General features: G+C 65.3%; 16 protein-coding genes. 5 read left to right on the top strand and 11 right to left on the bottom strand.

All coding sequences use genetic code 11. The annotated features are described in order from the left end of the window. Positions 1-157: 157 nt before the first annotated feature. The 4 genes from ASD71_RS13385 to ASD71_RS13370 all read right to left on the bottom strand — a co-directional run bounded on the left by ASD71_RS13385 (position 158) and on the right by ASD71_RS13370 (position 9,198). Positions 158-886, bottom strand: coding sequence for a histone H1-like DNA-binding protein (locus tag ASD71_RS13385; RefSeq protein WP_056564439.1), 729 nt, complete (start codon positions 884-886; stop codon positions 158-160). Between the two features lie 350 nt (positions 887-1,236). Then, positions 1,237-2,436 carry a ribonucleotide-diphosphate reductase subunit beta gene (locus ASD71_RS13380; protein ID WP_056564436.1) on the bottom strand — a complete coding sequence of 400 codons (1,200 nt, stop codon included), beginning with the start codon at positions 2,434-2,436 and terminating at the stop codon, positions 1,237-1,239. A gap of 20 nt (positions 2,437-2,456) precedes the next feature. Then, positions 2,457-5,387, bottom strand: coding sequence for a ribonucleoside-diphosphate reductase subunit alpha (locus ASD71_RS13375; RefSeq protein WP_056564433.1), 2,931 nt, complete (start codon positions 5,385-5,387; stop codon positions 2,457-2,459). Positions 5,388-5,691: 304 nt separating this feature from the next. Continuing rightward, a complete protein-coding gene (locus tag ASD71_RS13370) occupies positions 5,692-9,198 on the bottom strand; it encodes an indolepyruvate ferredoxin oxidoreductase family protein (protein WP_056564430.1) in 3,507 nt (1,168 codons plus the stop codon). Positions 9,199-9,328: 130 nt separating this feature from the next. Between ASD71_RS13370 and ASD71_RS13365 the strand changes: the two genes are divergently transcribed. From ASD71_RS13365 to ASD71_RS13355, 3 genes are all read left to right on the top strand, one after another. After that, a complete protein-coding gene (locus tag ASD71_RS13365) occupies positions 9,329-9,778 on the top strand; it encodes an Lrp/AsnC family transcriptional regulator (RefSeq protein ID WP_008159001.1) in 450 nt (149 codons plus the stop codon). A gap of 234 nt (positions 9,779-10,012) precedes the next feature. Next, on the top strand, positions 10,013-10,519 hold the full coding sequence (locus tag ASD71_RS13360; RefSeq protein ID WP_056564427.1) for a hypothetical protein: 507 nt from the start codon (positions 10,013-10,015) through the stop codon (positions 10,517-10,519). Between the two features lie 98 nt (positions 10,520-10,617). Further along, on the top strand, positions 10,618-11,817 hold the full coding sequence (locus tag ASD71_RS13355; RefSeq protein WP_056564425.1) for an MFS transporter: 1,200 nt from the start codon (positions 10,618-10,620) through the stop codon (positions 11,815-11,817). 271 nt (positions 11,818-12,088) lie between these two features. Here the strand turns inward: ASD71_RS13355 and gltX are convergent, their stop codons facing one another. Further along, positions 12,089-13,495: a glutamate--tRNA ligase gene (gene gltX / locus ASD71_RS13350; protein ID WP_056564422.1), complete on the bottom strand. Its 1,407-nt coding sequence runs from the start codon at positions 13,493-13,495 to the stop codon at positions 12,089-12,091. Positions 13,496-13,629: 134 nt separating this feature from the next. Between gltX and ASD71_RS13345 the strand changes: the two genes are divergently transcribed. Next, complete coding sequence (locus ASD71_RS13345) at positions 13,630-16,071, top strand: GNAT family N-acetyltransferase (RefSeq protein WP_056564420.1); 2,442 nt, start codon at positions 13,630-13,632, stop codon at positions 16,069-16,071. A 16-nt stretch (positions 16,072-16,087) separates the two neighbouring features. Here the strand turns inward: ASD71_RS13345 and ASD71_RS13340 are convergent, their stop codons facing one another. From ASD71_RS13340 to yjgA, 6 genes are all read right to left on the bottom strand, one after another. Next, the gene (locus ASD71_RS13340) at positions 16,088-16,780 is read right to left on the bottom strand and encodes an isochorismatase family cysteine hydrolase (RefSeq protein ID WP_056564416.1); all 693 of its coding nucleotides are present in this window, start codon (positions 16,778-16,780) and stop codon (positions 16,088-16,090) included. Between the two features lie 9 nt (positions 16,781-16,789). Beyond that, entirely contained in the window at positions 16,790-17,626 is an 837-nt protein-coding gene (locus ASD71_RS13335; RefSeq protein WP_056564413.1) for an ABC transporter permease, read from the bottom strand. Positions 17,627-17,629: 3 nt separating this feature from the next. Next, on the bottom strand, positions 17,630-18,445 hold the full coding sequence (locus ASD71_RS13330; protein WP_056564409.1) for an ABC transporter ATP-binding protein: 816 nt from the start codon (positions 18,443-18,445) through the stop codon (positions 17,630-17,632). Next, complete coding sequence (locus tag ASD71_RS13325; RefSeq protein ID WP_056564406.1) at positions 18,445-19,449, bottom strand: ABC transporter substrate-binding protein; 1,005 nt, start codon at positions 19,447-19,449, stop codon at positions 18,445-18,447. The genes ASD71_RS13330 and ASD71_RS13325 overlap by 1 nt, the downstream gene beginning before the upstream one ends. Positions 19,450-19,838: 389 nt before the next feature. Beyond that, on the bottom strand, positions 19,839-20,516 hold the full coding sequence (locus ASD71_RS13320; protein ID WP_056564403.1) for an alpha/beta hydrolase: 678 nt from the start codon (positions 20,514-20,516) through the stop codon (positions 19,839-19,841). A gap of 19 nt (positions 20,517-20,535) precedes the next feature. After that, positions 20,536-21,087, bottom strand: coding sequence for a ribosome biogenesis factor YjgA (gene yjgA, locus ASD71_RS13315; RefSeq protein ID WP_056564400.1), 552 nt, complete (start codon positions 21,085-21,087; stop codon positions 20,536-20,538). A 58-nt stretch (positions 21,088-21,145) separates the two neighbouring features. On the opposite strand from yjgA, the gene pmbA reads away from it, so the two are divergent. After that, positions 21,146-22,510, top strand: coding sequence for a metalloprotease PmbA (pmbA, locus tag ASD71_RS13310; RefSeq protein ID WP_056564398.1), 1,365 nt, complete (start codon positions 21,146-21,148; stop codon positions 22,508-22,510). The last annotated feature ends 165 nt before the right edge of the window (positions 22,511-22,675 follow it).

Genomic DNA, 22,675 nt, shown 5'->3' with positions numbered 1-22,675 from the left:
TTGTCGCACGGCCAGACGTAAAAATTGCGTACGGTCCTAGTGCTTCAGTCCCGGTGCAAGGGTCAGCCATTTGGATGGCATGACGCGCAAACGACAAAAAAGCCGCCCGGCAAATACCAGGCGGCTCTGATGAAGCTAACGCTTCGGCGCGTCCGGATTAGGGACGGCCACCCGTCGGGAACGGCCACGACGCGGCGGGGTTCAGCGCGGTCTTCGCGCCCGGGGCAGCAGCCGTGGTCGGCGGCGTGGCGGGCTTCTTCGGAGCGGCTTTCTTCGCAGCGGGCTTCTTGGCGGCGGCAGGCTTCTTTGCGGCGACAGCCGGCTTGGAAGCAGGAGCCTTCTTGGCGGCGGGCGCCTTCTTGGCAGCCGGGGCCTTCTTGGCTACGGCCTTCTTGGCAACCGCTTTCTTGGCGGCCGGGGCCTTCTTGGCGGCAGCCTTCTTGGCTACGGCCTTCTTGGCGGCCGGGGCCTTCTTGGCGACAGCCTTCTTGGCAACAGCCTTCTTGGCGACGGCCTTCTTGGCGACAGCCTTCTTGGCGACAGCCTTCTTGGCTACGGCTTTCTTGGCGACGGCTTTCTTGGCGACGGCCTTCTTGGCCACAGCTTTCTTGGCGACAGCCTTCTTGGCTACGGCCTTCTTGGCGACAGCCTTCTTGGCGGCCGGAGCCTTCTTGGCAACTGCCTTCTTGGCAACGACCTTCTTGGCGGCCGGCGCCTTCTTGGCGGCAACCTTCTTCACGGCCGGCTTCTTGGCGGCTGCGACTTTCTTCACTGCGACTTTCTTGACGGCAGCTTTCTTGGCCGGAGCGGCCTTCTTTGCTACTGCCTTCTTGGCGGCGGGTTTTTTCACCGCTGCTTTCTTGACGGCTTTCTTGGCTGTTGCCATGGTCATGCTCCTTAGGTTCAGGGGTCCCAGAACTTAAACCCGTGCCCCGACCCGCCAATTGGCGGACCGTGCCCGGGCTATTCATCGGCGCATGCCGCTGTTCTGTGCGAGCAACAGCTACTACGGTTTGCGCTAATGAATTCGGCACAGCCATTTGATATGGCCCCCGCTCCTTTGGCGCGAGCCATTTCAAATGGCGCCGGCAGGCAGCCTGTCCACAGGCCGCCGACCGCTTGTTCTACGTGTTCGAAGACACCCTGACCAAGGAGATTGCCATCAAGCCTGTCGCGAACGCGACGCCCATCCGATAGAAGAGGGCGTGCCCGCGCCGGGCTCGATGGCGTACTGCGTTACTCCCAGCTCAGCGTGCCACCGGTTTGGTATTCGATCACGCGAGTTTCAAAAAAGTTGCGTTCCTTTTTAAGGTCGATCATTTCCGCCATCCACGGGAAGGGATTTTCTTCCTGGGGGTACAGAGGTTCGATACCGATCTGCTGGCAACGACGGTTGGCGATGAAGCGCAGGTAGGATTTGAACATGGGTGCGTTCAAGCCCAACACGCCGCGCGGCATCGTGTCTTCGGCGTAAGCGTATTCGAGTTCGACCGCTTTGCGGAAGAGTTCTCGAATTTCTTCGCGGAATTCCGGCGTCCAGAGATGCGGATTTTCCAATTTGACGGTGTTGATCAGATCGATGCCGAAGTTGCAGTGCATGGATTCATCGCGAAGGATGTACATGTACTGCTCGGCAGCGCCGGTCATCTTGTTCTGGCGGCCAAGCGCCAGGATCTGCGTGAAGCCAACGTAGAAGAACAGGCCTTCCATGAGGCAAGCGAAAACGATCAGGGACTTCAGCAGCGTCTGGTCGGCTTCGGGCGTGCCCGTCTTGAAGTTGGGATCAGCGATCGCGTCGATGAACGGGATCAGGAACTCGTCTTTTGCCCGGATGGACGGCACTTCGTTATAAGCGTTGAAGATCTCGGCTTCGTCCAGATCCAGGCTTTCGACGATGTATTGATAGGCGTGCGTGTGGATGGCTTCCTCGAAGGCCTGGCGCAGCAGGAACTGGCGGCATTCGGGAGCCGTGATGTGGCGGTAGGTGCCCAGCACGATGTTGTTGGCGGCCAGCGAGTCGGCGGTCACGAAGAAGCCGAGATTGCGCTTGACGATGCGGCGCTCGTCCTCGGTGAGCCCGTTCGGGTTCTTCCAGAGGGCGATGTCGCGCGACATGTTGATCTCTTGCGGCATCCAATGGTTGGCGCAAGTGGCCAGGTACTTTTCCCACGCCCACTTGTACTTGAAAGGCACAAGCTGATTGACGTCGGTCTGGCCATTGATGATGCGCTTGTCGGCAACCTTCACGCGTTGCGAGGTTGCCGAGCCGCTGGCGGCCAGGCCGGCAGCGTGTTCAGGCGCAGCCGGCGTGGGCATGGCGGTATCGCCGAACACACCCGTCGCCGCCCGAACTTCCGGGGCAGCCTGACCACCCGCCGCGGGTGCGGCAGGTTGTGCAGGTTGCGTGGCGGTGGTGTCGTCGTCCCAATTAATCATGATTCATTCTCCGGATGCGGTTATTGGCAGGCTTCGCACTCTTCGAAGCCGGGGTCACCCGGCCGCATGGTGCAAACCGCTCCGAGAATTTCGGGTTCCGGCAAAACAGGTGCTGCGCCCATGGCCGAAGCCGTGGAATGGCCGCTTGCGCTGACAGCGTTCAGTTCGCCGCCGCGTCCGGTGGACTTCTCGGCGCTGGTGGCGCCAAGGGTACGCAGGTAGTACGTGGTCTTCAGGCCACGCGTCCATGCCAGCTTGTAGGTGTCGTCCAGTTTCTTGCCCGATGCGCCGGCCATGTAGATGTTCAGCGACTGGGCTTGATCGATCCACTTCTGGCGGCGCGACGCGCATTCAACCAGCCAGCTCGGTTCGACTTCGAACGCGGTGGCGTAGAGTTCGCGGAGTTCGGAAGGTACGCGATCGATGCGGGACAGGCTGCCGTCGAAGTACTTGAGGTCGGCGACCATGACTTCGTCCCAGAGACCGAGTTTCTTCAGGTCACGCACGAGGTAATCGTTAACGACCGTGAACTCGCCGGAGAGATTCGATTTGACGTACAAGTTCTGGAAAGTGGGTTCGATGCACGCAGATACGCCAATGATATTGGAAATAGTGGCGGTTGGGGCGATTGCGATGCAATTGGAGTTGCGCATGCCGTGTTCTTTGATGCGCGTACGCAACGTATCCCAATCGAGCGTGCTCGATTCATCAACGTCGACGTGACCACCACGTTCATCACGCAGCATCTTCAACGTGTCTTGCGGCAAGATGCCACGCGACCACAACGAGCCTTCATACGATTGATAGCGGCCGCGTTCTTCAGCGAGCAGGCTCGACGCGAAGTAGGCGTGATAGCACACCGCTTCCATCGAACGGTCCGCGAATTCAACAGCGGCTTGCGATGCGTACGGCACGCGCATCATCTGCAGGCAATCCTGGAAGCCCATGATGCCCATGCCCACCGGACGATGGCGCGCGTTGGAATTGCGAGCCTTGTCGACGGCGTAGTAGTTGATGTCGATCACGTTGTCGAGCATGCGCATGGCAATGCTGACCGTGCGCTTGATCTTGTCGTGGTCCAGTTCGAAACCGCCGCCGGCAGCCGGCTTCATGTGAGCGACCAGGTTCACGGAACCCAGGTTGCAAACTGCGATTTCAGATTCGTTGGTGTTCAGCGTGATCTCGGTGCACAGGTTCGAGCTGTGGACGACGCCCACGTGCTGCTGCGGCGAACGGATGTTGCACGGATCCTTGAACGTGATCCACGGGTGGCCGGTTTCGAACAGCATCGACAGCATCTTGCGCCACAGCGTCAGCGCCGGCATCTTCTTGAAGAGCTTCAGTTCGCCGCTGGCGACGCGGGCTTCGTAGCCCACGTAGGCTTCTTCGAAGGCGCGGCCGTACTTGTCGTGCAGGTCGGGGCAGTCGGACGGCGAGAACAGCGTCCACTCACCGCCTTCCATGACGCGCTTCATGAACAGGTCGGGAATCCAGTTCGCCGTGTTCATGTCGTGCGTGCGGCGGCGCTCGTCGCCGGTGTTCTTGCGCAGTTCCAGGAATTCTTCGATGTCCAGGTGCCACGACTCGAGGTACGTGCAGACCGCACCCTTGCGCTTGCCACCCTGGTTCACGGCGACAGCCGTGTCGTTGACGACCTTCAGGAACGGCACGACGCCCTGGCTTTCGCCGTTGGTGCCCTTGATGTGGCTGCGCAGCGCGCGGACCGGGGTCCAGTCGTTGCCCAGGCCGCCGGCGTACTTGGCCAGCAGCGCGTTTTCCTTGATGGCGTCGTAGATGCCTTCCAGATCGTCGGAGACGGTGGTCAGGTAGCACGACGACAGTTGCGAGTGCAGCGTGCCCGAGTTGAACAGCGTCGGCGTGGAGCTCATGAAGTCGAACGAGGACAGGATCTCGTAGAACTCGATCGCGCGCGCTTCGCGGTTGGTCTCGCGCAGCGCCAGGCCCATGGCCACGCGCATGAAGAAGACCTGCGGCAGTTCGATGCGGGTGCCGCGGATGTGCAGGAAGTAGCGGTCGTACAGCGTCTGCAGGCCGAGGTAGCCGAACTGCAGGTCGCGCTTGGCGTTCAGTGCCTTGCCCAGCTTGGTCAGGTCATAGTTGGCCAGTTCGGGCGACAGCAGTCCGCCTTCGATGCCGCGGGCAATGAACGTGGGGAAGTATTCGGCGTAGCGCGTGCCCATGCCGTCTTGCGAGACTTCCTCGCCCAGCACTTCCTTGCGGATCGTGTGCAGCAGCAGACGGGCGGTGACCTGGCTGTAGGCCGGATCCTTTTCGACCAGCGCGCGCGCGGACAGAATGGCGGACTTGAAGACTTCGTCGACGGGGATGCCGTCGTACAGATTCTTGACCGTTTCCTTCAGGATGGCTTCGGCGTCGATGAACTCGGACAGGCCTTCGCCGGCGGCGACGATGGTCGCGCGCAGTTCGGCGACATCCAGCGGACGGCGCACGCCGCCGTCGGTGACGTTCAGCACGTGTTCCTGCGGCGCGGCGGCGGCCTTCTGCTGGCCTTCGGCGGCAGCAGCGGCGGCGCGTTCCTGCGTGCGCTTTTCGCGGTACAGGACGTAGGCGCGCGCGACGTCATGCTCGCCAGAGCGCATCAGCGCCAATTCGACCTGGTCCTGGATGTCTTCAATATGGAAGGTGCCGCCGTTGGGGCGGTTGCGAACCAGCGCGTTGACGGCCTGGCCGGTCAGCGTTTCGACCAGTTCGCGCACACGCGCGGACGCGGCGCCTTGGCCGCCATTGACGGCCAGGAAGGCCTTGGTCATGGCGATGGCGATCTTGCTGGGCTCAAAGCCAACCACCGAGCCATTGCGGCGGATGATGTTGTAGCTGGCCCATTGGCCGCTATTGGCGTCGGCGGGGGAGTCGGTTTGGGAGGGCGGCACGGCCGAAGGCCGGGTCACAGAGGCGATCGTAGTCTGCATGGAAGCTCCTGTGCGAAAAAGCGCGTAGATAACGGCATGACGGCGTCATGTCGGGTCAAAATTGGATCTTGTAATGGGGGTCGCAACGTCCGGACAGGCTAGTCCGAAAGGCGTGGCCGGCGGGAATCCGCGCTTGGGCGACCACAAGATGTAGTGTAGCACCCCTCGTTGGACACTAATTCTAGTGATCGAGGTTTACAGGGACAAGAAGAAGATAAGACGAATCCCACAAAAGATTGTAACCAAATGCACTAGGCGCGCCCTGTAAGGCGCGCCCAGGTCAGTGACCACTCAGACCGGCTGTTTATGCGGTTTTCCGCAAGGCGATGGCGTGCGAAGCCGGTGCTGTATAGCTCTGCATGAGTCGGGCCAATTCGGTCCGATACTTGTCGACATTCGCGGTCTTAACGTGGCCAAAACCGCGAATGTTTTCTGCCAGGGCGGCGATTGTAGCCGCTTGCGCGTGGTTGTCCGAGGTCAACCCTTCAACGAGCTGGTCTATGGTTCGGCGGTACTCCTGGACCAGCGCCCGTTCCATCTTGCGCTCGGCCGTGTGGCCAAATGGGTCGAACCACGTGCCGCGCAGGCCCTTCAAACGCGTCAGCAATTTCAGTGCCGACATCGTGCGCGGACCCAGCGTCATCTTGCGGGGCACGCCGGTGCGCGGGTCCTTGCGCGCGAAGATGGGCGGCGCCATGTGAAAGCGCAGGCTGTACTCGCCCTCGAACTGTCCCTCGAGCTGCGCCTTGAACGCGTCGCCGGTGTAGAGGCGCGCCACTTCGTACTCGTCCTTGTAGGCCATGAGCTTGTACAGACCGCGCGCCACCGCCATCGCCAGGCGGGGCGTCTTGGCGTCCGGCGCCAGTTCCCGTTCGCGCGCCGCGACGGCGTCGACGACCTGCTGGTAGGTGCGGGCGTACGCGGCATCCTGATAAGCCGTCAGGTCTTCGATGCGGCGCGCCACGGCGTGTTCGAACGTTTCGGGGACGTGGAGCTGCACGACCTGGGCGCGCGGACGCAGCGCGCCTTCCAGCGCGTCGGGTTGATGCGCGGCAAGCCGGCCGCTGTCGAACGCGGCGCGGTTGGCCGCGACCGCCACGCCGTTCAACTCGATCGCGCGATAGATGGCGGCCTGCGACAGCGGCACGCCGCCGCGCTGCCACGCATAGCCCAGCATGAACATGTTGGACAGGATGCTGTCGCCGAACAGCGCCAGCGCCGCCGCGTGTGCGTCGATCGCCGCCGTGTGCGTCTCGCCGGCCGCATGCTTGATCTTGGCCAGCAGCGCCTCGGGGCGCATCGCGGCGTCGGGATTGCGCGTGAAGTCGGAGACGGGCGCCACGTACGTGTTCACCGTGACCTTGGTGTGGCCGCGGCGCAGGGCGCCGAGCGAATCGGGCGCCACGGCAGCGACCGGATCGCACAGGATCGCCGAGTCGGCCTGCTGCCAGTCCAGACGCACGGGGCCGGCGGTCGCGCCGGCGGGGGCCAAGCGGATGTGGCTGACGACGGTGCCGCCTTTCTGCGCCAGTCCGGTCAGGTCCAGCACCGCGGCCGACAGGCCTTCCAGGTGCGCGGCCATCGACACGATGGCGCCAATGGTGATGACGCCGGTGCCGCCCATGCCGGCGACCAGCAGGCGATACGGATGGTCCAGCGCGGGGAGATCGGGCTGCGGCAGGCCGGCAATCATGCCTTGCAAGCGCTCCTGGTCGGCCTTCGGCGCGGCGCTCTTTCTGGGCTTGCCGCCCATCACGGACACGAAACTGGGGCAGAAGCCCTCCGCGCAGGAATAGTCCTTGTTGCAGCTCGACTGATCGATCGCGCGCTTGCGGCCGTACGGCGTTTCCAGCGGAACGACCGACAGGCAGTTCGACTTCACGCCGCAGTCGCCGCAGCCTTCGCACACCGCGCTGTTGATCAGCATGCGGCGCGCCGGATCCGGAAACTGGTTCTTCTTGCGGCGGCGGCGCTTTTCGGCGGCGCAGGTCTGGTCATGGATCAGCACGGTCACACCGGGGATTTCGCGCAACTCGCGCTGAAGCGCGTCCAGCTCGCGCCGGTGGTGGACCTTGATGCCGGGGCCCAGGTCCACGCCCTGATATTTTTCGGGCTCGTCGGTGGTGACCACGATGCGCGCCACGTTCTCGCCGCGCAGCTGCTGGCAGATCTGGGGCACGGAGATGGGGCCGTCCACGGGCTGCCCGCCCGTCATCGCCACGGCATCGTTGAACAGGATCTTGTAGGTGATGTTGGCGCGCGCCGCGACGGCCTGGCGGATGGCCAGGTAGCCCGAGTGGTAGTACGTGCCTTCGCCCATGTTCTGGAAGATGTGCGGCATCTTCGTATAGCGGGACAGGCCGATCCAGTCGACGCCTTCGCCGCCCATCTGCGTGAGGCCGCCCGTGTCGCGGTCCATCCATGCAGCCATGTAGTGGCAGCCCACGCCGGACAGCGCCTGGCTGCCCTCGGGCACCTTGGTCGAGGTACTGTGCGGACAGCCCGAGCAGAAATAGGGGCGGCGGCGCATGCCGTCTGCGTCGTTGGACAGCGGGGCCTGACATTCGAAGGCCGACAGGTCGCGGCCCATGGGCATGCCGGCGGCGCGCGACAGCCAGCCGGCCAGCGGCGCGGCCAGCAGCGACGGGCGCAGTTGGCCGGCGGACGGCACCATCGGCTCGCCGTCCAGCCCCTTCTTGCCTACGACCGTCGGGCGCTCCGGCAGGTTGAACAGCATGTCCTTGATCTGGCTTTCGACCACCGCGCCTTTTTCCTCGACGACCAGGATGTGCGACAGGCCGCGCGCGAATTCGAGCAGGCGGCCAGTGTCCATCGGCCAGGTGAGACCCGGCTTGTAGATGCGCACGGGCGCATTCGCCGTGACCGTATCCACGCCCAGCCGCGCCAGCGCTTCCATGGTGTCCAGGTGCGCCTTGCCCACCGTGACGATGCCCACCGTTGCCTTGGGCGCCGGACAGGTCAGCTTGTCCAGGCTGTGGCGGCGCGCGAACGCGGCGACCGCCTTCATGCGCAGGTTCATGCGCGTCTCGACAGCCAGCGACAGGAAGTCGCGCGCCGAATACTCAAGCGAGCCGGGCGGCATGTCCGGGTCCGCGGGCATGTCGTAGGTCTGGATCGGGGCAGGGGTGAAGGAGTGGCCGCTTTCGATGGTCTCGGACACTGCCTTGAACGCGACCCACGTGCCCGCATAACGCGACAGCGCCCAGCCCCACAACGCGAAGGTCTCGTATTCGTCGATGGACGTCGGATGCACGATGGGCATCTGCCAGCCGATCAGCGAGGCTTCGCTGGCGTGCGGGATCGAGGAGGACACGGCGGTGTGGTCGTCGCCCACCACTACCAGGACGCCGCCGTTGCGCGAGGCGCCCGCGGCATTGCCGTGATGTAGCGCGTCGCCGGCTCGGTCCACGCCCGGGCCCTTGCCGTACCACATGGCGAACACGCCATCGACGTTGCGGTCGTCGCGTACGCCCGCCTGCTGCGTTCCCATGACCGCGGTCGCCGCCATGTCTTCGTTGATGCCTGGCAGGAAGCTGATCTGGTTCGCGTCCAGCGCCTTCTGCGCCTTCCACATGGCCATGTCCACGCCGCCCAGCGGCGATCCGCGATATCCCGACACGAAGCCGGCGGTGTTCAGGCCGCGCTCGCGGTCCACCCGGCGTTGCGTGAGCATCATGCGAACCAGGGACTGCGTGCCGGTCAGGAAGATGCGGCCGGACTCGCGCGTCAGGTTGTCAGCCAGCTGATACTCAAGGTCCAGCTCGGGTGCGGCGGCGGGGGTACCGTCCATAGTCAATGCTCCTCGTATTTGGCACCATGATAGGTTCGCGAGGGATCAGGTTTATTGCGTTTTCGGATCGTGCTATCCCTATAATTCGCAATGAACATTTCGTATTCGAAGAAAACCAGGAGACAAACGAATGGACAAGACCGATATCGGCATCCTCAAGGCCCTGCAGGAGGACGGCCGGGCCTCGGCGCAGCAGCTTTCCGAAAAGGTGGGACTGTCCGCCGCGCCGGTGTGGCGGCGGGTGAAAGCGATGGAGGCGAGCGGGGTGATCCAGGGCTATAGCGCCCAGGTCGACCGCAGCAAGGTGGGGCTGGGCTGCATGTTTGCGCAGATCAGCCTGGAGCGGCACTCGGCCAACACGGTCGAGAACTTCGAGCGGTCGGTGCGTGACGCGCCGGAAATCCTGGAGTGCTATGCGGTCACCGGAGATTCGGATTTTCTGTTGAAGATCCTGGTGGAAAGCCCGGAAGCCTATGACCGCTTCCTGCACCGGTTCCTTTTCAACATGCCGGGCATACGGCAGACGCGCACCATCGTGGCGCTGCGCGAGATCAAGCACGAACAGCGGTTGCCGCTCTAAGCCGCGGCACGCGCTCTATATATAGAGAGGGGCGGTGTCGCTTGAAACCAACGCATTTTTGCGGTTTCCGCGCGGATTCCAGGCGCGCTCGCGGTCGCACTGTTGCGCATTTGCACATCGCGCGGATCTCCGTTGATTCTTCCCTGACGCCTATTTAGAGTGCGTGAAGTCCGCTGCGCCTGGGACGTGCCGGTGTGATCGGCGCGGCGCGTCGGCGGACGTCTTGAGGAAGTCATGAGCAGTGTGTTTTTGCGTACGGCAGGCGTTGCCTGCGCCCTCGTGATCCTGGCCGGTTGCGCCGCCAGGAAGCCCGCCGCCATTACCGAGGCCGAGCCCGCGGAAGCGCCCAAGCCGGTGGCCTGCACGCCCGCCAAGGCCGGTGATCCGATGATCGGCACCTGGCTGTCGAATTCGCGTCCCCGCGATGTGGCCGGCGACATGCAGTCGCTGATCGTGCTGTCGGCCGACGGCACGATGTCCTACGAATCCCTGCTCAAGATCGGCCGCAAGACGCGTCCCGCGCTGCGGGAGACGGGCTGCTGGAGCGTGGCAGACGGCGTTTACACGATGCGCACCACCAAATCGGCGGGCGAGCCGGTGGATGCCACCGATCCGATCTATCTGAACCGCTACCGCGTCGAAAAGGTCGAGAAGACCAAGTTGTCGCTGCGCGAGCTCAAGACCGGCGGCATGCAGCTCATCGCGCGCCGCATGCCGGCGGGCTATCGCCTCCCGTATTGAGCGTTGCGCCGGGCGGACACTTCGCCCGGCGGTTTCGCCAAGCGGGCCGGGCTGCGGTAAGGTGCGGGCTTCGACTTTCGCCCCGCCGCCGGTTATCCATGCCCGCCCTGTCCTCCGAAGCACGCGCGATCGCGCTGCTGGCGCTGGCCGCCTTCGTCAGCGCCAGCGCTTTCCGTATCTGTGATCCCATGCTGCCGCAATTGGCGGCGGAGTTCGGCACCACCACCGGACAGGCTGCGCGAGCGGTCACGGCGTTTGCCGTGGCGTATGGCGTGCTGCAGATGTTCTTCGGTCCGGTTGGCGACCGTTATGGCAAGTACCGTGTTGTCAGCGTCGCCACCGTGGCGTGCGCGCTGGGTAGCGCCGGCGCCGTGATGGCCGGATCGCTCGACATGCTGGTGTTCTGCCGCGCCTTGTCGGGCGCCGCGGGCGCGGGCATCGTGCCGCTGTCCATGGCCTGGATCGGCGACAACGTCCCCTACGAGCGCCGGCAGGCGACGCTGGCGCGCTTTCTGACCGGCACCATCCTCGGCATGTCCGCCGGCCAGCTTGCGGGCGGCCTGTTCGCCGACACCGTCGGCTGGCGCTGGGCCTTCGCCGCGCTCGTGGCGGGTTATCTGATCGTGGGCGTGCTGCTGCATCTGGAAGTGCGGCGCCAGCGCGCGGCCGGCTTTGCGCAGGTCGATCCCAGCGCGCCCCGGCAGGGCTTCATCGCGCAGGCGCGGCTGGTGCTCAGCGCCCCGTGGGCGCGCGTGGTGCTGGCGACGGTGTTCATCGAAGGGCTGCTGGTGTTTGGCGCGCTGGCTTTTGCGCCCTCGTACCTGCACGAGCGATTCGACATCTCGCTGACTGCCGCCGGCGCGCTGGTCGCCGTGTACGCGGTGGGCGGGCTGATCTACACGGTGGTCGCGGGGCGCATCCTCAAGCGGCTCGGCGAGCGCGGTCTGGCTGTTGCGGGTGGATTGGTGCTGGGCGTGGCGTTCCTGTCGTACCTGTTGGGGCCGGTGTGGATGTGGAGCCTGTTGGCCAGCGTCCTGGCGGGTTTTGGGTATTACCTGCTGCACGCGACGCTGCAGACGAACGCAACGCAGATGGTGCCGTCGGCGCGCGGCACGGCGGTTGCGTGGTTCGCGTCGTGCCTGTTCATGGGACAGGCGGCGGGGGTGGCGCTGGCGGGGGCGGTGGTAGACGAGATCGGACCGGGCGCGTTGTTCGGCGGCTCGGCTGTGCTGTTGCCGCTGCTGGGGGCGTTCTTCGCCCGGGCGCTGAAGGCGAGGGCGGCCTTGCAGCAGGGGTGAGGCGACTTCGTGCCACGCCAGACTGAAAGCAGAAGGGCCTTTTCATCCCGGGATGAGAAGGCCCTTTGTTTAGGTGGGTGTCTGACACCCTTGGATTATGCAGGTGTCAGACACCCTTGGATTATGCAGGTGTCAGACACCCTGCGTAGGCCGTCGCGGGTGCGCGGCGATTTATCTCAAGGGTGTCAGACACCTGGGTATTGGGCATGTCAGACACCTGGGTATTGGGCATGTCAGACACCTGGGTAGTGGGCATGTCTGACACCCGGGTTCAGATCGCCGACAGCCGCTTGAGCACCGTTTCCTTGCCCAGCAGCGCCAGCACCGCATCCACCGCAGGCGTTTGCGTCTGCCCGGTGACCGCCACGCGCAGCGGGATGGCCAGTTGCGGCATCTTCAGCCCGCGGTCGGCCAGTACGCCTTTGATCAGCGCGGACAGCGCTTCGCGCGTCCATTCCGCATCCTGCGCGCGCTGCGCGAAGTCGGCCAGCGCCTCGCGAGCCGGTGCGGTCAGGTGCTGTTCGGCCAGGTCGGCCGGCGCGCCCTTGAACTCGCCGCAGAACAGCATGGCGCCGTCGGCCAGTTGCTCCAGCGTTTCAGCGCGGTCCTTCAAGAGGCCCATGACGCCCGGCAGGTCGATCTTCTCGGGAAAGCCGCCGCGCGACGCGACGCGCGTGGCCACGCGCTCGGCCAGTTCGGCGTTGTCCATCTGCTTGATGTAGTGGGCGTTGACCCAGTTCAGCTTCTTGGGATCCCACTGGGACGCGGACTTGGACAGGTGCTTGGTGTCGAACCACGACACGAGCTGATCGCGCGAGAAGAGTTCGTCGTCGCCGTGGCTCCAGCCCAGGCGGGCCAGGTAGTTGATCATGGCCTCGGGCAGGTAGCCCTCGTTGTCGTACTCCATGACGTTGACCGCGCCGTGGCGCTTGGACAGCTTTTCGCCGTCCGGACCCAGGATCATCGGCACGTGGCCGTACTCGGGCAGGGTGGCGCCCAGCGCGCGCAGAATGTTGATCTGACGGGGCGTGTTGTTGACGTGGTCATCGCCGCGCAGCACGTGCGTGATGCCCATGTCCCAGTCGTCGACCACGACGCAGAAGTTGTAGGTGGGCGTGCCGTCCGGGCGCGCGATGATCAGGTCGTCGAGTTCGGTGTTGTCGAAGCTGATCGTGCCCTTGACCATGTCGTTCCAGGCCGTGGCGCCGTCCTGCGGATTCTTGAAGCGCACGACGGGCTTGCGGCCTTCGGGGATGGCGGGCAGCGTCTTGCCGGGTTCCGGGCGCCAGGTGCCGTCATAACGCGGCTTGTCGCCGCGGGCGCGGGCAGCCTCGCGCATCGCTTCGACTTCCTCGGGCGAGCTGTAGCAGTGGTAGGCGGTGCCGGCGGCCAGCATCTGGGCCACGACTTCGCGGTACCGGTCCATGCGCTGCATCTGGTAGAAGGGGCCTTCGTCGGGCTGCATGCCCAGCCATTCCATGCTGTCCAGAATGGCCTGCACCGCTTCCGGGGTGGACCGCTCGACGTCCGTGTCCTCGATGCGCAGCACGAAGGTGCCCTGATGATGGCGCGCGAAGGCCCAGGAGAACAGCGCGGTGCGCGCGCCGCCCAAATGCAGGAAACCGGTGGGCGAAGGCGCGAAGCGGGTGCGAATGGGAGTAGTGGCGTTGGAAGTCATAGGTGGCAGTGTTAGCGGCTGCGGCGCCACAAAGCGGCGTCGGGCAGTGTCCTCATCAAGCGGACAGCGGGCTTGTCTTGATACGATGAACGCTATTTTAGATTAGTGTGAACAGGCCCTGGCCCGACCTCCCTATGTTGAGACACGCTCTTGCGCCGATGTTCGAACCTGCCTCGCTGGTGATCGTGGCCGACCGCCCGCTGCCCGCTGCAAGTTCCCTGTCTCCCGCCCTGAAGGCAAAGACCACGGTTGTCGCCGTCGAACCCGGCGCCGCGCCCTGCCTGCCGGACAAGCTCGAAGGCCTGGCCGCGGGCGATCGGCCTGATCTGGCCCTGGTTTGCGTGTCGCCCGCCGTGCTGCCGGAAACGCTGCGCCGCCTGGCGCCGCTGTCGCCTCGCGCCGTGATCCTGCTGCCCCACGAACTGCCCGACCCGTACCCGCGTGGCACGTTGGCGCTGTGCCGGGCCTGGGCCGAGGAAAACCGCTGCGAACTGCTGGGCCCGCGCTCCTTTGGGGCGCAGCGGCCGCACGCGGGCCTGAATTTCAGCCAGCACCCGGTGCTGGCCCGCGCCGGCCGCGTGGCGCTGGTGGCGCAGTCGCGCTCCATCATGGCCGCAGTCATGGACTGGGCCGAGGACGTGCACATCGGCTTTTCCACCGCCGTGTCGCTGGGCGACGAAGCCGTCGTGGGCCTGCCCAAGCTGCTGGATTACCTGGCCAGCGATCCGCGCACGGACAGTATCGTCCTCTACCTGGAAGATGTCGGGCCCGCCCGCGAATTCATGAGCACCCTGCGGGCCGCAGCCAGCATCAAGCCGGTCATCGTGCTCAAGGCCGGCCGCTCAGATGCCGACAGCAGCGACGCCATCTTCGACGCGGCCCTGCGCCGGGCCGGCGCCGTGCGCGTGCGCTACTTCGTGCAGCTCTTCTCGGCCGTCAAAGTGCTGGGCTACACGCGCCGCCCCAAGGGCCGCCGCGTGGCGCTGATCTCCAACGGCAGCGGCCCTCCGCAGCTCGCCATGGACCTGATCGGCCCCGACGCCGCCGTGCTGCGCGCCGACCTGACGCCCGCCACGCAGCGCGCGCTGGCCGAGATGCTGGAGCCCGACGCCGGCACCGCCAACCCCGTCATCACCTATCTGCCGATGACGCCCGAGCGCATCCGCGCCATGCTCGAAGCCGTCCTGGACGACGCCGGCGTCGACGGCGTGCTGGTGCTGCTGGCGCCCGATGCCCTGGCCGACATGCCTGCGGTGGCGCGCGAACTGGCGCAGATCGCGCCGTCGGCCAAGAAACCCGTGGTGACCTGCTTCATGGGCGATGCCGGCATGCGACCGTTGCGGCGCATGCTGGACGATGCGGGCACGTCGGCGTTCCGCACGCCCGAGTCGGCCGCGGACGCTTTCGGCGTGCTGGCGTCGCACCACTACAACCAGCAATTGCTGTTGCAGACGCAGCCGCCCGAACCCGCCAGCCATGTGCCGGATCTGGCGGCCGCGCGCGAGATCGTTGCGCGCGTGCGTGCCGATTGCCGGCGCGAACTGAACACCGCCGAGATCCGCACGTTGCTGTCGTTGTTCTATGTGCCGCTGTCGGATGCCGCTGTGCCATCCGCGTCGGGCGAGGCCGAGTCCCGGCCCATGGCGATCCGCGTGCGGCGCGATCCGCAGTTCGGCCCCGTGATCCGCTTTGGCGCGGGCGGGCCGGACGCGGTGCTGTCGCTGGCCGAGCGCGGCATGGACCTGCCGCCGCTGAACGGCTATCTGGCGCGCCAGCTCATCGAACGCAGCCGGCTGTGGCGCCGGGTGCTGGCTCCCCGGGTCGGCCATCTGGCCGCCGAGGCGCTGCAGCAGGCATTGGTGCTGGTGTCCGAACTGGTGTCGGAATTGCCCGACATCGAATCCCTGGACATCGATCCGCTCTATGCCGGCGAAACGCATCTGCGCGCCGGCGGCCTGCGCATGACGCTGACCGAAACGCCCGGCTGCGCGTCGCCGCAGACCACCGGCTACCCGCACATGGCGATCCATCCGTATCCGGCGCGGCTGGTGCAGGTGCGTCGTTTCGATGACGGCATCCCATGGGTGCTGCGCCCGATCCGTCCCGAAGACGGCGAGGCGCTGCAGGAATTCATCCGCGGTCTGTCGGAGCGGTCGCGCTACATGCGGTTCGTGTCGATGATGCGCGAACTGACGCCGCGCATGGTGTCGCGCTACACGCAGGTGGACTATCACCGCGAGCTCGCGCTGGTGGCGGCGACGCAGGTGCCCAATCCCGCCAATCGCGGCCATCCGCGCGAGGTGCTGGTGGGCTTTGCCCACTACCTTCGCAACCCCGACGGACGAGGCGCCGAATACGCGCTGGTGATCGGCGACGACTGGCAGCGGCGCGGGTTGGGACGTCAGCTCATGACCGCGCTGATCGACGCCGCGCGCGAGCAGGGCCTGGAATACATCGACGGCCTGGTGCTGTCGACCAACCGGCCCATGCTGGCGCTGATGACCAGCCTGGGCTTCACCAACGACCGCGACCCCGAGGATCCGACGATGCGCCGGGTCTGGCTGGACCTGGGGTGAGACGAGGCGGGATGCTTCAGGCGGTCCTGCGGGACGGCTGCGCCGGTTTAAGCCGCGCGGCCGCTTCGTCCACCGACAGCACGTCGCCAAAGAACAGCATCCAGCCATGCAGCGCGTTTTCGTGCTCGGCCGGCGTCACGGCCGCCAGCGCATCGTCGACCATGATGGTGCGGAAGTCCCGCATCATCGCGTCGCGCGCGGTGGATTCGCAGCACACGTTGGTGACGGTGCCGGATATCAGCAGCGTATCCACGCCCAGGCCGCGCAGCAGCGGCTCCAGTTCCGACGAACCCGGCGCCATGGCGCTGTAAAAGCGCTTGACCACGCGCAGGTCGGTAGCCTGCGCGTGCAGGTCCGGGTGCAGCGCGAAGCCCGGCGAATCGCGCCGCAGCGTCTCCAGGCGGCGGGCGCTGCGCTCGGGCGTCAGCATCACACCGTGGTGATGCGACCAGAACACGTCCGCGTTGTCCGACGCCGTCTGCACCCACACCACGACCCCGCCCGCATCGCGCACCGCGCTGCACAGGCGGTTGATGGGTTCGATGATCTGACGCGCGGGGGCGCATTCGCCCTGGTAGCCCGGCATCAGGAAATACTGCTGCATGTCGATGACCACCACCGCCGTGCGCGCGCCTGGCAGTTCGTCATAGGGATGCAGGCAGCCTTGGCGAGCCACGACGCGATCCTTCACCCATTGGGGGAATTCCATGCTGCCTCCTTAGCCGTATCGCCGCGCCACGGCGGACTCGACGCGGTAGATGATGAGATACATGACGCTGGAGATCAGCGCCAGCATCACGATGGCGGTCATGACGATGTTCAGCTTGAACACCTGGCTGCCGTTCATGATGAGAAAGCCCAGTCCCGAATCCGCCGACTGGAATTCGCCCACGATCACGCCGACCAGCGCCAGGCCGATGTTCATCTTCACGGCGGCGATCAGCGTGGGCACGCTGCCCGGCAGCACGACCTTGGTCAGCACCTGCCAGCGGCTGGCGCCAAACGTGTGGGCAAGCTTCACCTTGTTCAGGTCGATGCCGCGGAATCCCGCATACACCACCATGATGGTCACGAACACCGCAATCGCGACCGCCATGCCGTACACCGCATAGTCCGACCCCAGCCACAGATAGAAGATCGGCACGAATGCGATCTTGGGCATGGCGTTCGCCACGACCAGGAAGGGGTCCAGCACCTTGTACAGAAAGTCCGACCACCACAGCGCGGCCGCCACCACGATCCCGATTCCCATGCTGAGCACAAAGCCGACCAGCGTCGCCGACAGCGTCGTCATGATGTGCTTGCCCAGGCTGCCGTGGTTCCACAGTTCGAGGAACGTGGGCCACAGCGCGCTGGGATAGCTGGTGAGCAGCGGATTGAGGATGTGCATGCGCGGCAGGATTTCCCACGCGCATAGAAAGACCGCCAGCAGCAGCGCCTGGGCCACGCGGATATTGCGGCGGCGGGCGCGGTCGCGGCGCAGGTAGTTCAGGTATTTCTCGCTGGGGCCGGGTACGGCGCGCAGCGCAACGGTATTGGCAATCGGCGCGTTCATGGGTCAGCCCTCCACGTGAACATCCAGCTCGTCCCAGAGCTGTTTGAAGTAGGTGTTGAACTCCGGACGCGAGCGCGCCTGGAAAGGCGTGGGGCGGACCTGACCGTCGCCGTAATGGATGCGGTACTGGCTCTTCAGGCGTCCCGGCCGGCGCGACAGCACGATCACGCGGTCGGTCATTGCGATGGCCTCGCCGATGTCGTGCGTCACCAGCACCACCGTCTTGCCTTCGCGCCGCAGGATGTCCACGACTTCGTCGGAGATCGCCAGCCGGGTCTGCGAATCCAGCGCGGAAAACGGTTCGTCCAGCAGGATCACATCGGGTTCAGTCACCAGCGTGCGCGCCAGCGCCGCGCGTTGCCGCATCCCGCCCGACAACTGCCGGGGTGTATGCGACAGGAACGCGCCCAGGCCGCATTTTTCAAGCAGGTGCACGGCGCGCGCCTCGCTGCGCGCGTCACGCCGCCCCTGGATCTCGGCGCCCAGCATCACGTTGTCCAGGATGGTGCGCCACTCGAACAGGTAGTCCTGCTGCAGCATGTAGCCGATGCGGGCGTTTGGCTTGGTCACCGCCTGCCCGTCGACCAGCACCGCACCCGAGGTTGGCGGAATCAGGCCGGCGATCAACGACAGCAGCGTGCTCTTGCCGCAGCCGCTTTGCCCGATCAGGCTGACGAACTCGCCCGGCGCCAGGCTGAACGAGACGTTCGACAGCGCCTCGGTCTCGCCCTCCGGCGTGAAGTAGGAAAGACAGACCTCGCGCAGCTCGATCTTGGCCGTGGCGGGCGCCGGCTTCAGGTTGTGGATGGCGGCGCCCATCATTGCGCCTTCTTGGCAAAGTCGGCGATCACCACGTCCTCGTACTTCACGCGGGCGCTGTCCTTCATCACGGCGCTGGCGACCAGCATGTCCTGCAATTGCGACATTGCCTGCGCCGTCACCAGCGGCGTGGTCTTCCAGATCTGATATTGCTTGTAGCGCTCGATCGCCTCGGTCACCGCGGCCTGGTCCATGCCGGGAAAGAAGGTCATGATCTGCGGGGCCAGCGTGGCCGCGGGCGTGTCCTTCACGTATTTCTCGGCGCGCGCCACCACGTCGGTCCAGGCCTGGATGACCTTGGGATTGTCGCGGATATATTTGTCGGTGGCGGTGAAGACTGTGTAGTCCACCTGCCCGACTTCATGCCCGACGGACGCGACGATGTGCCCCTTGCCGTTGCGTACCAGCTCGCCGGCCTCGGGCTCCAGGAAGATGCCGTACTCGCCCTGGCCCGCCATCCAGGCGCCGGCGCGCGCCGGGATGCCGATGTTGTTGAGCAGCTTCACGTCTTTCTGGGGATCCAGGCCGTGCTTGCGCAGCGCGGTCTCCAGGAACACGATGGGATTCGATCCGGGGCGAAAGCCGATGACTTCCTTGCCCTTGAGCATGGACCAGTCGAACTTGTCGACCGGCTTGCGCGCCAAGAGGAAAAAGCCGTCGGTGGCGGTCAAGCCGGCAAAGATCTTGGGCTTGACCGGCGATTCGCTGTTCTGCACGTAAATGGACGCCTCGGGTCCGATCAGCACGATGTCCGCGCTGCCCGACAGCAGGGCGGTCATGCCCTTGTCGGTGCCTTGCGAGGTCTTCATGGACACGTCCAGCCCGGCGTCCTTGAAGTACCCCTGCGATAGCGCGACGTACTTCGGCACATACAGAATGGATCGCACCACTTCTTCGTAGCGCACCTTCACGGGCGGGTTCAGGGCTTCGGCCTGGGCGGCCAGAGGGGCGAGCAGCGCGAGCAGCGCCGCGCCTGCCAGGCGGGGCAAGGGCAAGGTCTTCACGGGACTTTCTCCTGCGTCTTGAATGCGCCAATGGATCGGCGCAACACGGCCAATGGGATGGATCGACTGCAACAACAGGGAAGCCCGAACAGAGTTGGCCCGGGCCGGTAAGGCTTGGATCGAATACTATATTCAAGACAGGCAGGCGACAAGCCTTTTACGATTGGCGTTTTTCTCTATGGACGCACGCCTTCGAAGCCCCGACAATGCGACGCTGGAATACCAGTTGGTATACAAAATGACGTTTTGGGGCGTTTTGGGGACGTTCGGAACTTTGAGCCATTGCGGGCGGCTCATCCATCGTAGGCGCGCCAGGGCTGCGCGCCCATCGGCCAGGAACACGAGCCGCGCCTTGCGCGCCGCCCGATATTGCTCCCGGCCCGTGCTGCCTAGACCAGCACTTCGTTCAGGAAGTCCGAAATGTCCGCCACTTCCTCGGCGCAGACCGAGTGCGGCATCGGATACGTGTGCCAGCGCACGTCATAGCCCAGCCGCTTCAATTCCGCCAGCGACGCTTCGGCGCGCGCCAGCGACACCACCGGATCGTACTGGCCATGGGCCATGAAGATCGGCGTGGCATCGTTGGCGGGCTGGCGCTCGGCCTCAGCCGTGTCCAGCAGCGGCAGATAGCCCGACAGCGCCATCATTCCGGCCAGTTTTTCTTTCAGGCGCAGGCCTGTGTGCAAGGTCATGGCGCTGCCTTGCGAGAACCCGGCCAGCACGATGTTTGACGTCGGGATGCCGCGCGCGTTTTCGCGGGCGATCAACTGGTGGATGGCGGCTTCCGAGGCGCGGATGCCGCGGCCGTCTTCCACGCGCACCAGATCCATCACCAGGATGTCGTACCACGAGCGCATCGACATGCCGTTGTTGATGGTGACCCGCTGAACCGGCGCATTCGGGAACACGAAGCGCACACCGCGCCCGGCGGGCAGGCGCAGTTCCGGCACGATGGGCGCGAAATCGTTGCCGTCGGCGCCCAGGCCGTGCAGCCAGATCACGGCATGCGTGGGATTGGGGGCGGTCTCGATCTCGATGCAGTCGAGCAGGTCGGTCGGTGCGGTCATGGACGGGCGGTCGGGCTGGTCAGAGGGTAAGGGTCTTGAGCGCCTGGAACAGCGCGCGGTAGTGCTTTTTCTGCGGCTCCTGGCCCTGCAGCAGCGATGCATTGGCCAGCTTTTCCTTGCGCGCGGCACGGATCAGCGTGCGCAACTGCTGCACGTCGGCCTGCGGATTGAGGCTGAGGAGGCGGGTCAGGGCGTCGTCGTCATCGAGCAGGCGGTCGCGCAGCCCCTCTAGACGGTGCATGGCGGCCGTTTCCTCGCGGGAGCCGTTCTCCCAGACGTCGAGCTGCTTGCGGATGACATCGGCCGGCGCGTCGCGCATCAGCTTGCCCACGAAGTGGACCTGACGCCGCAGACCCTCGCGGCCAGTGGTGCGCTGGGCCATGCGGATGGCCTCGTACAGCCGTTCTTCGAGCGGCAATTGCTTCAGACGTTCGGGCGACAGCGCGATCAACTGCTTACCCAGGTCCAGCAGGGCGTGCATGTCACGCTTGACCTGGGACTTGCTGGGACGGTCGTAGCCGTTCTCGTCGTAACCGTCGTCGACGGAATCTTCTTGGGAATTGGAATTCATGGAAAACTGCGCAATGACAGACTTGGCTATGATAACCGTCTCTGCAAATTGGACTGCAATGGTTAAAACCTCCTCATCCTTGCCGCTGGCGGCGAATCACGCGCGTTTTTCCGAACTTGTCGAGCAAACCCTGGCCTACGCGCGCCAGATTGGCGCCTCCGACGCCGCCGCGGAAGTTTCCGAAAGCCTGGGACTGTCCGTCTCGGTCCGCAAGAACGACATCGAAACCGTTGAGCAAACGCGCGACCGGGCGCTGGACCTGACGGTCTACGCCGGGCAAAGCCGCGGCTCCGCGTCGACGTCCGACTTTTCCGAAGCCGCCCTGCGCCAGACGGTCGAAGCTGCCTGGCACATCGCCCGCCATACCGCCGCCGACCCGGCCGCCGGCCTGCCCGACGCCGACCAGCTGGCCACCGAATTCCCCGACCTGGACCTGCACCGCGCCTGGACCGTCTCCACCGAGGAAGCGGCCGAACTGGCGCTGCGCGCCGAGCGCGCCGCCCGCGAGGTTGATCCGCGCATCACCAACACCGACGGCGCCTCGGTCGGCACGTACGAAGGCCAGTTCGTGATGGGCAACACGCGCGGCTTTCTGGGCGGATACCCGTATTCGCGCCACAGCCTGTCCGTGGCGCCCATCGCGGGCCGCGGCAATGGCATGCAGCGCGACTACTGGTACACGTCCGAGCGCGATCCCGCCAAGATGGCCTCGCCCGAGGCCATCGGCCGCTATGCCGCCGAACGCACGCTGTCGCGCCTGTCGGCCCGCCGCGTGCGCACCGGCAAGTTCCCGGTCCTCTTCGAGGCGCCGCTGGCGCTTGGCCTGGTCGGCGCACTGACCCAGGCCGTCAACGGCGGCGCCCTGTACCGCAAGGCGAGCTTCCTGGTGGATTCGCTGGGCAAGCCGCTCTTTCCCAAGCACATCAACCTGGTCGAAGACCCGCATATCCGCGGCGCCATGGGCAGCTCGCCGTTCGACGACGAGGGCGTGCGCACGCGCCGCCGCAACGTGGTGTCGGATGGCGTGCTCGAAGGCTATTTCCTGTCGTCCTACACCGCCCGCAAGCTGGGCATGACCACCACCGGCAACGCCGGCGGCTCGCACAATCTGGTGTTCAGCTCCACGCAGACCCGCCGCGGCGACGACTTCGAAGCCATGCTCAAGAAGCTGGGCACGGGCTTTCTCGTGACCGAACTGATCGGGCAGGGTGTCAATTACGTGACGGGCGACTACTCGCGCGGCGCCTTCGGCTATTGGGTCGAAAACGGCCAGATCCAGCACGCGGTGCAGGAAGTCACCATCGCCGGCAACCTGGCCGACATGTTCCAGCAGATCGTCGCGGTCGGCGCCGACACCATTTCGCGCGGCACCAAGACCACGGGCTCGATCCTCATCGAGCAGATGGCGATCGCCGGGACCTGATCCCGCGGACCGGCGGCGGCCAAGGCGCCGCCGGTTCCCTCTATTTGCCCGCTTTGCAATCCCTTTACGCTCGGGATTTCCTCTAGCCGTTCCGGTCATTGCCACCGTGTAATATCCGGCGGGTATTGCTCAAAGTCCCGGGTGTTGCCGTATAGGAGCAAAGTG

The sequence above is a fragment of the Achromobacter sp. Root565 genome (assembly GCF_001427425.1).
GTDB lineage: Bacteria > Pseudomonadota > Gammaproteobacteria > Burkholderiales > Burkholderiaceae_B > Achromobacter > Achromobacter spanius_D.
The sequence above is the reverse complement of the archived record's forward strand: the minus strand, read 5'-3'. Positions and strand labels throughout refer to the sequence as shown.

Excerpts from the sequence above, each read along its gene's own strand:
- ASD71_RS13335 (WP_056564413.1), bottom strand. The coding sequence starts at position 17,626 with ATGAACGCGCCGATTGCCAATACCGTTGCGCTGCGCGCCGTACCCGGC.
- ASD71_RS13365 (WP_008159001.1), top strand. The coding sequence starts at position 9,329 with ATGGACAAGACCGATATCGGCATCCTCAAGGCCCTGCAGGAGGACGGC.
- yjgA (WP_056564400.1), bottom strand. The coding sequence starts at position 21,087 with ATGAATTCCAATTCCCAAGAAGATTCCGTCGACGACGGTTACGACGAG.
- ASD71_RS13380 (WP_056564436.1), bottom strand. The coding sequence starts at position 2,436 with ATGATTAATTGGGACGACGACACCACCGCCACGCAACCTGCACAACCT.
- pmbA (WP_056564398.1), top strand. The coding sequence starts at position 21,146 with ATGGTTAAAACCTCCTCATCCTTGCCGCTGGCGGCGAATCACGCGCGT.
- ASD71_RS13330 (WP_056564409.1), bottom strand. The coding sequence starts at position 18,445 with ATGGGCGCCGCCATCCACAACCTGAAGCCGGCGCCCGCCACGGCCAAG.
- ASD71_RS13355 (WP_056564425.1), top strand. The coding sequence starts at position 10,618 with ATGCCCGCCCTGTCCTCCGAAGCACGCGCGATCGCGCTGCTGGCGCTG.
- ASD71_RS13320 (WP_056564403.1), bottom strand. The coding sequence starts at position 20,516 with ATGACCGCACCGACCGACCTGCTCGACTGCATCGAGATCGAGACCGCC.
- ASD71_RS13360 (WP_056564427.1), top strand. The coding sequence starts at position 10,013 with ATGAGCAGTGTGTTTTTGCGTACGGCAGGCGTTGCCTGCGCCCTCGTG.
- ASD71_RS13375 (WP_056564433.1), bottom strand. The coding sequence starts at position 5,387 with ATGCAGACTACGATCGCCTCTGTGACCCGGCCTTCGGCCGTGCCGCCC.
- ASD71_RS13370 (WP_056564430.1), bottom strand. The coding sequence starts at position 9,198 with ATGGACGGTACCCCCGCCGCCGCACCCGAGCTGGACCTTGAGTATCAG.
- ASD71_RS13345 (WP_056564420.1), top strand. The coding sequence starts at position 13,630 with ATGTTGAGACACGCTCTTGCGCCGATGTTCGAACCTGCCTCGCTGGTG.
- ASD71_RS13340 (WP_056564416.1), bottom strand. The coding sequence starts at position 16,780 with ATGGAATTCCCCCAATGGGTGAAGGATCGCGTCGTGGCTCGCCAAGGC.
- ASD71_RS13385 (WP_056564439.1), bottom strand. The coding sequence starts at position 886 with ATGGCAACAGCCAAGAAAGCCGTCAAGAAAGCAGCGGTGAAAAAACCC.
- gltX (WP_056564422.1), bottom strand. The coding sequence starts at position 13,495 with ATGACTTCCAACGCCACTACTCCCATTCGCACCCGCTTCGCGCCTTCG.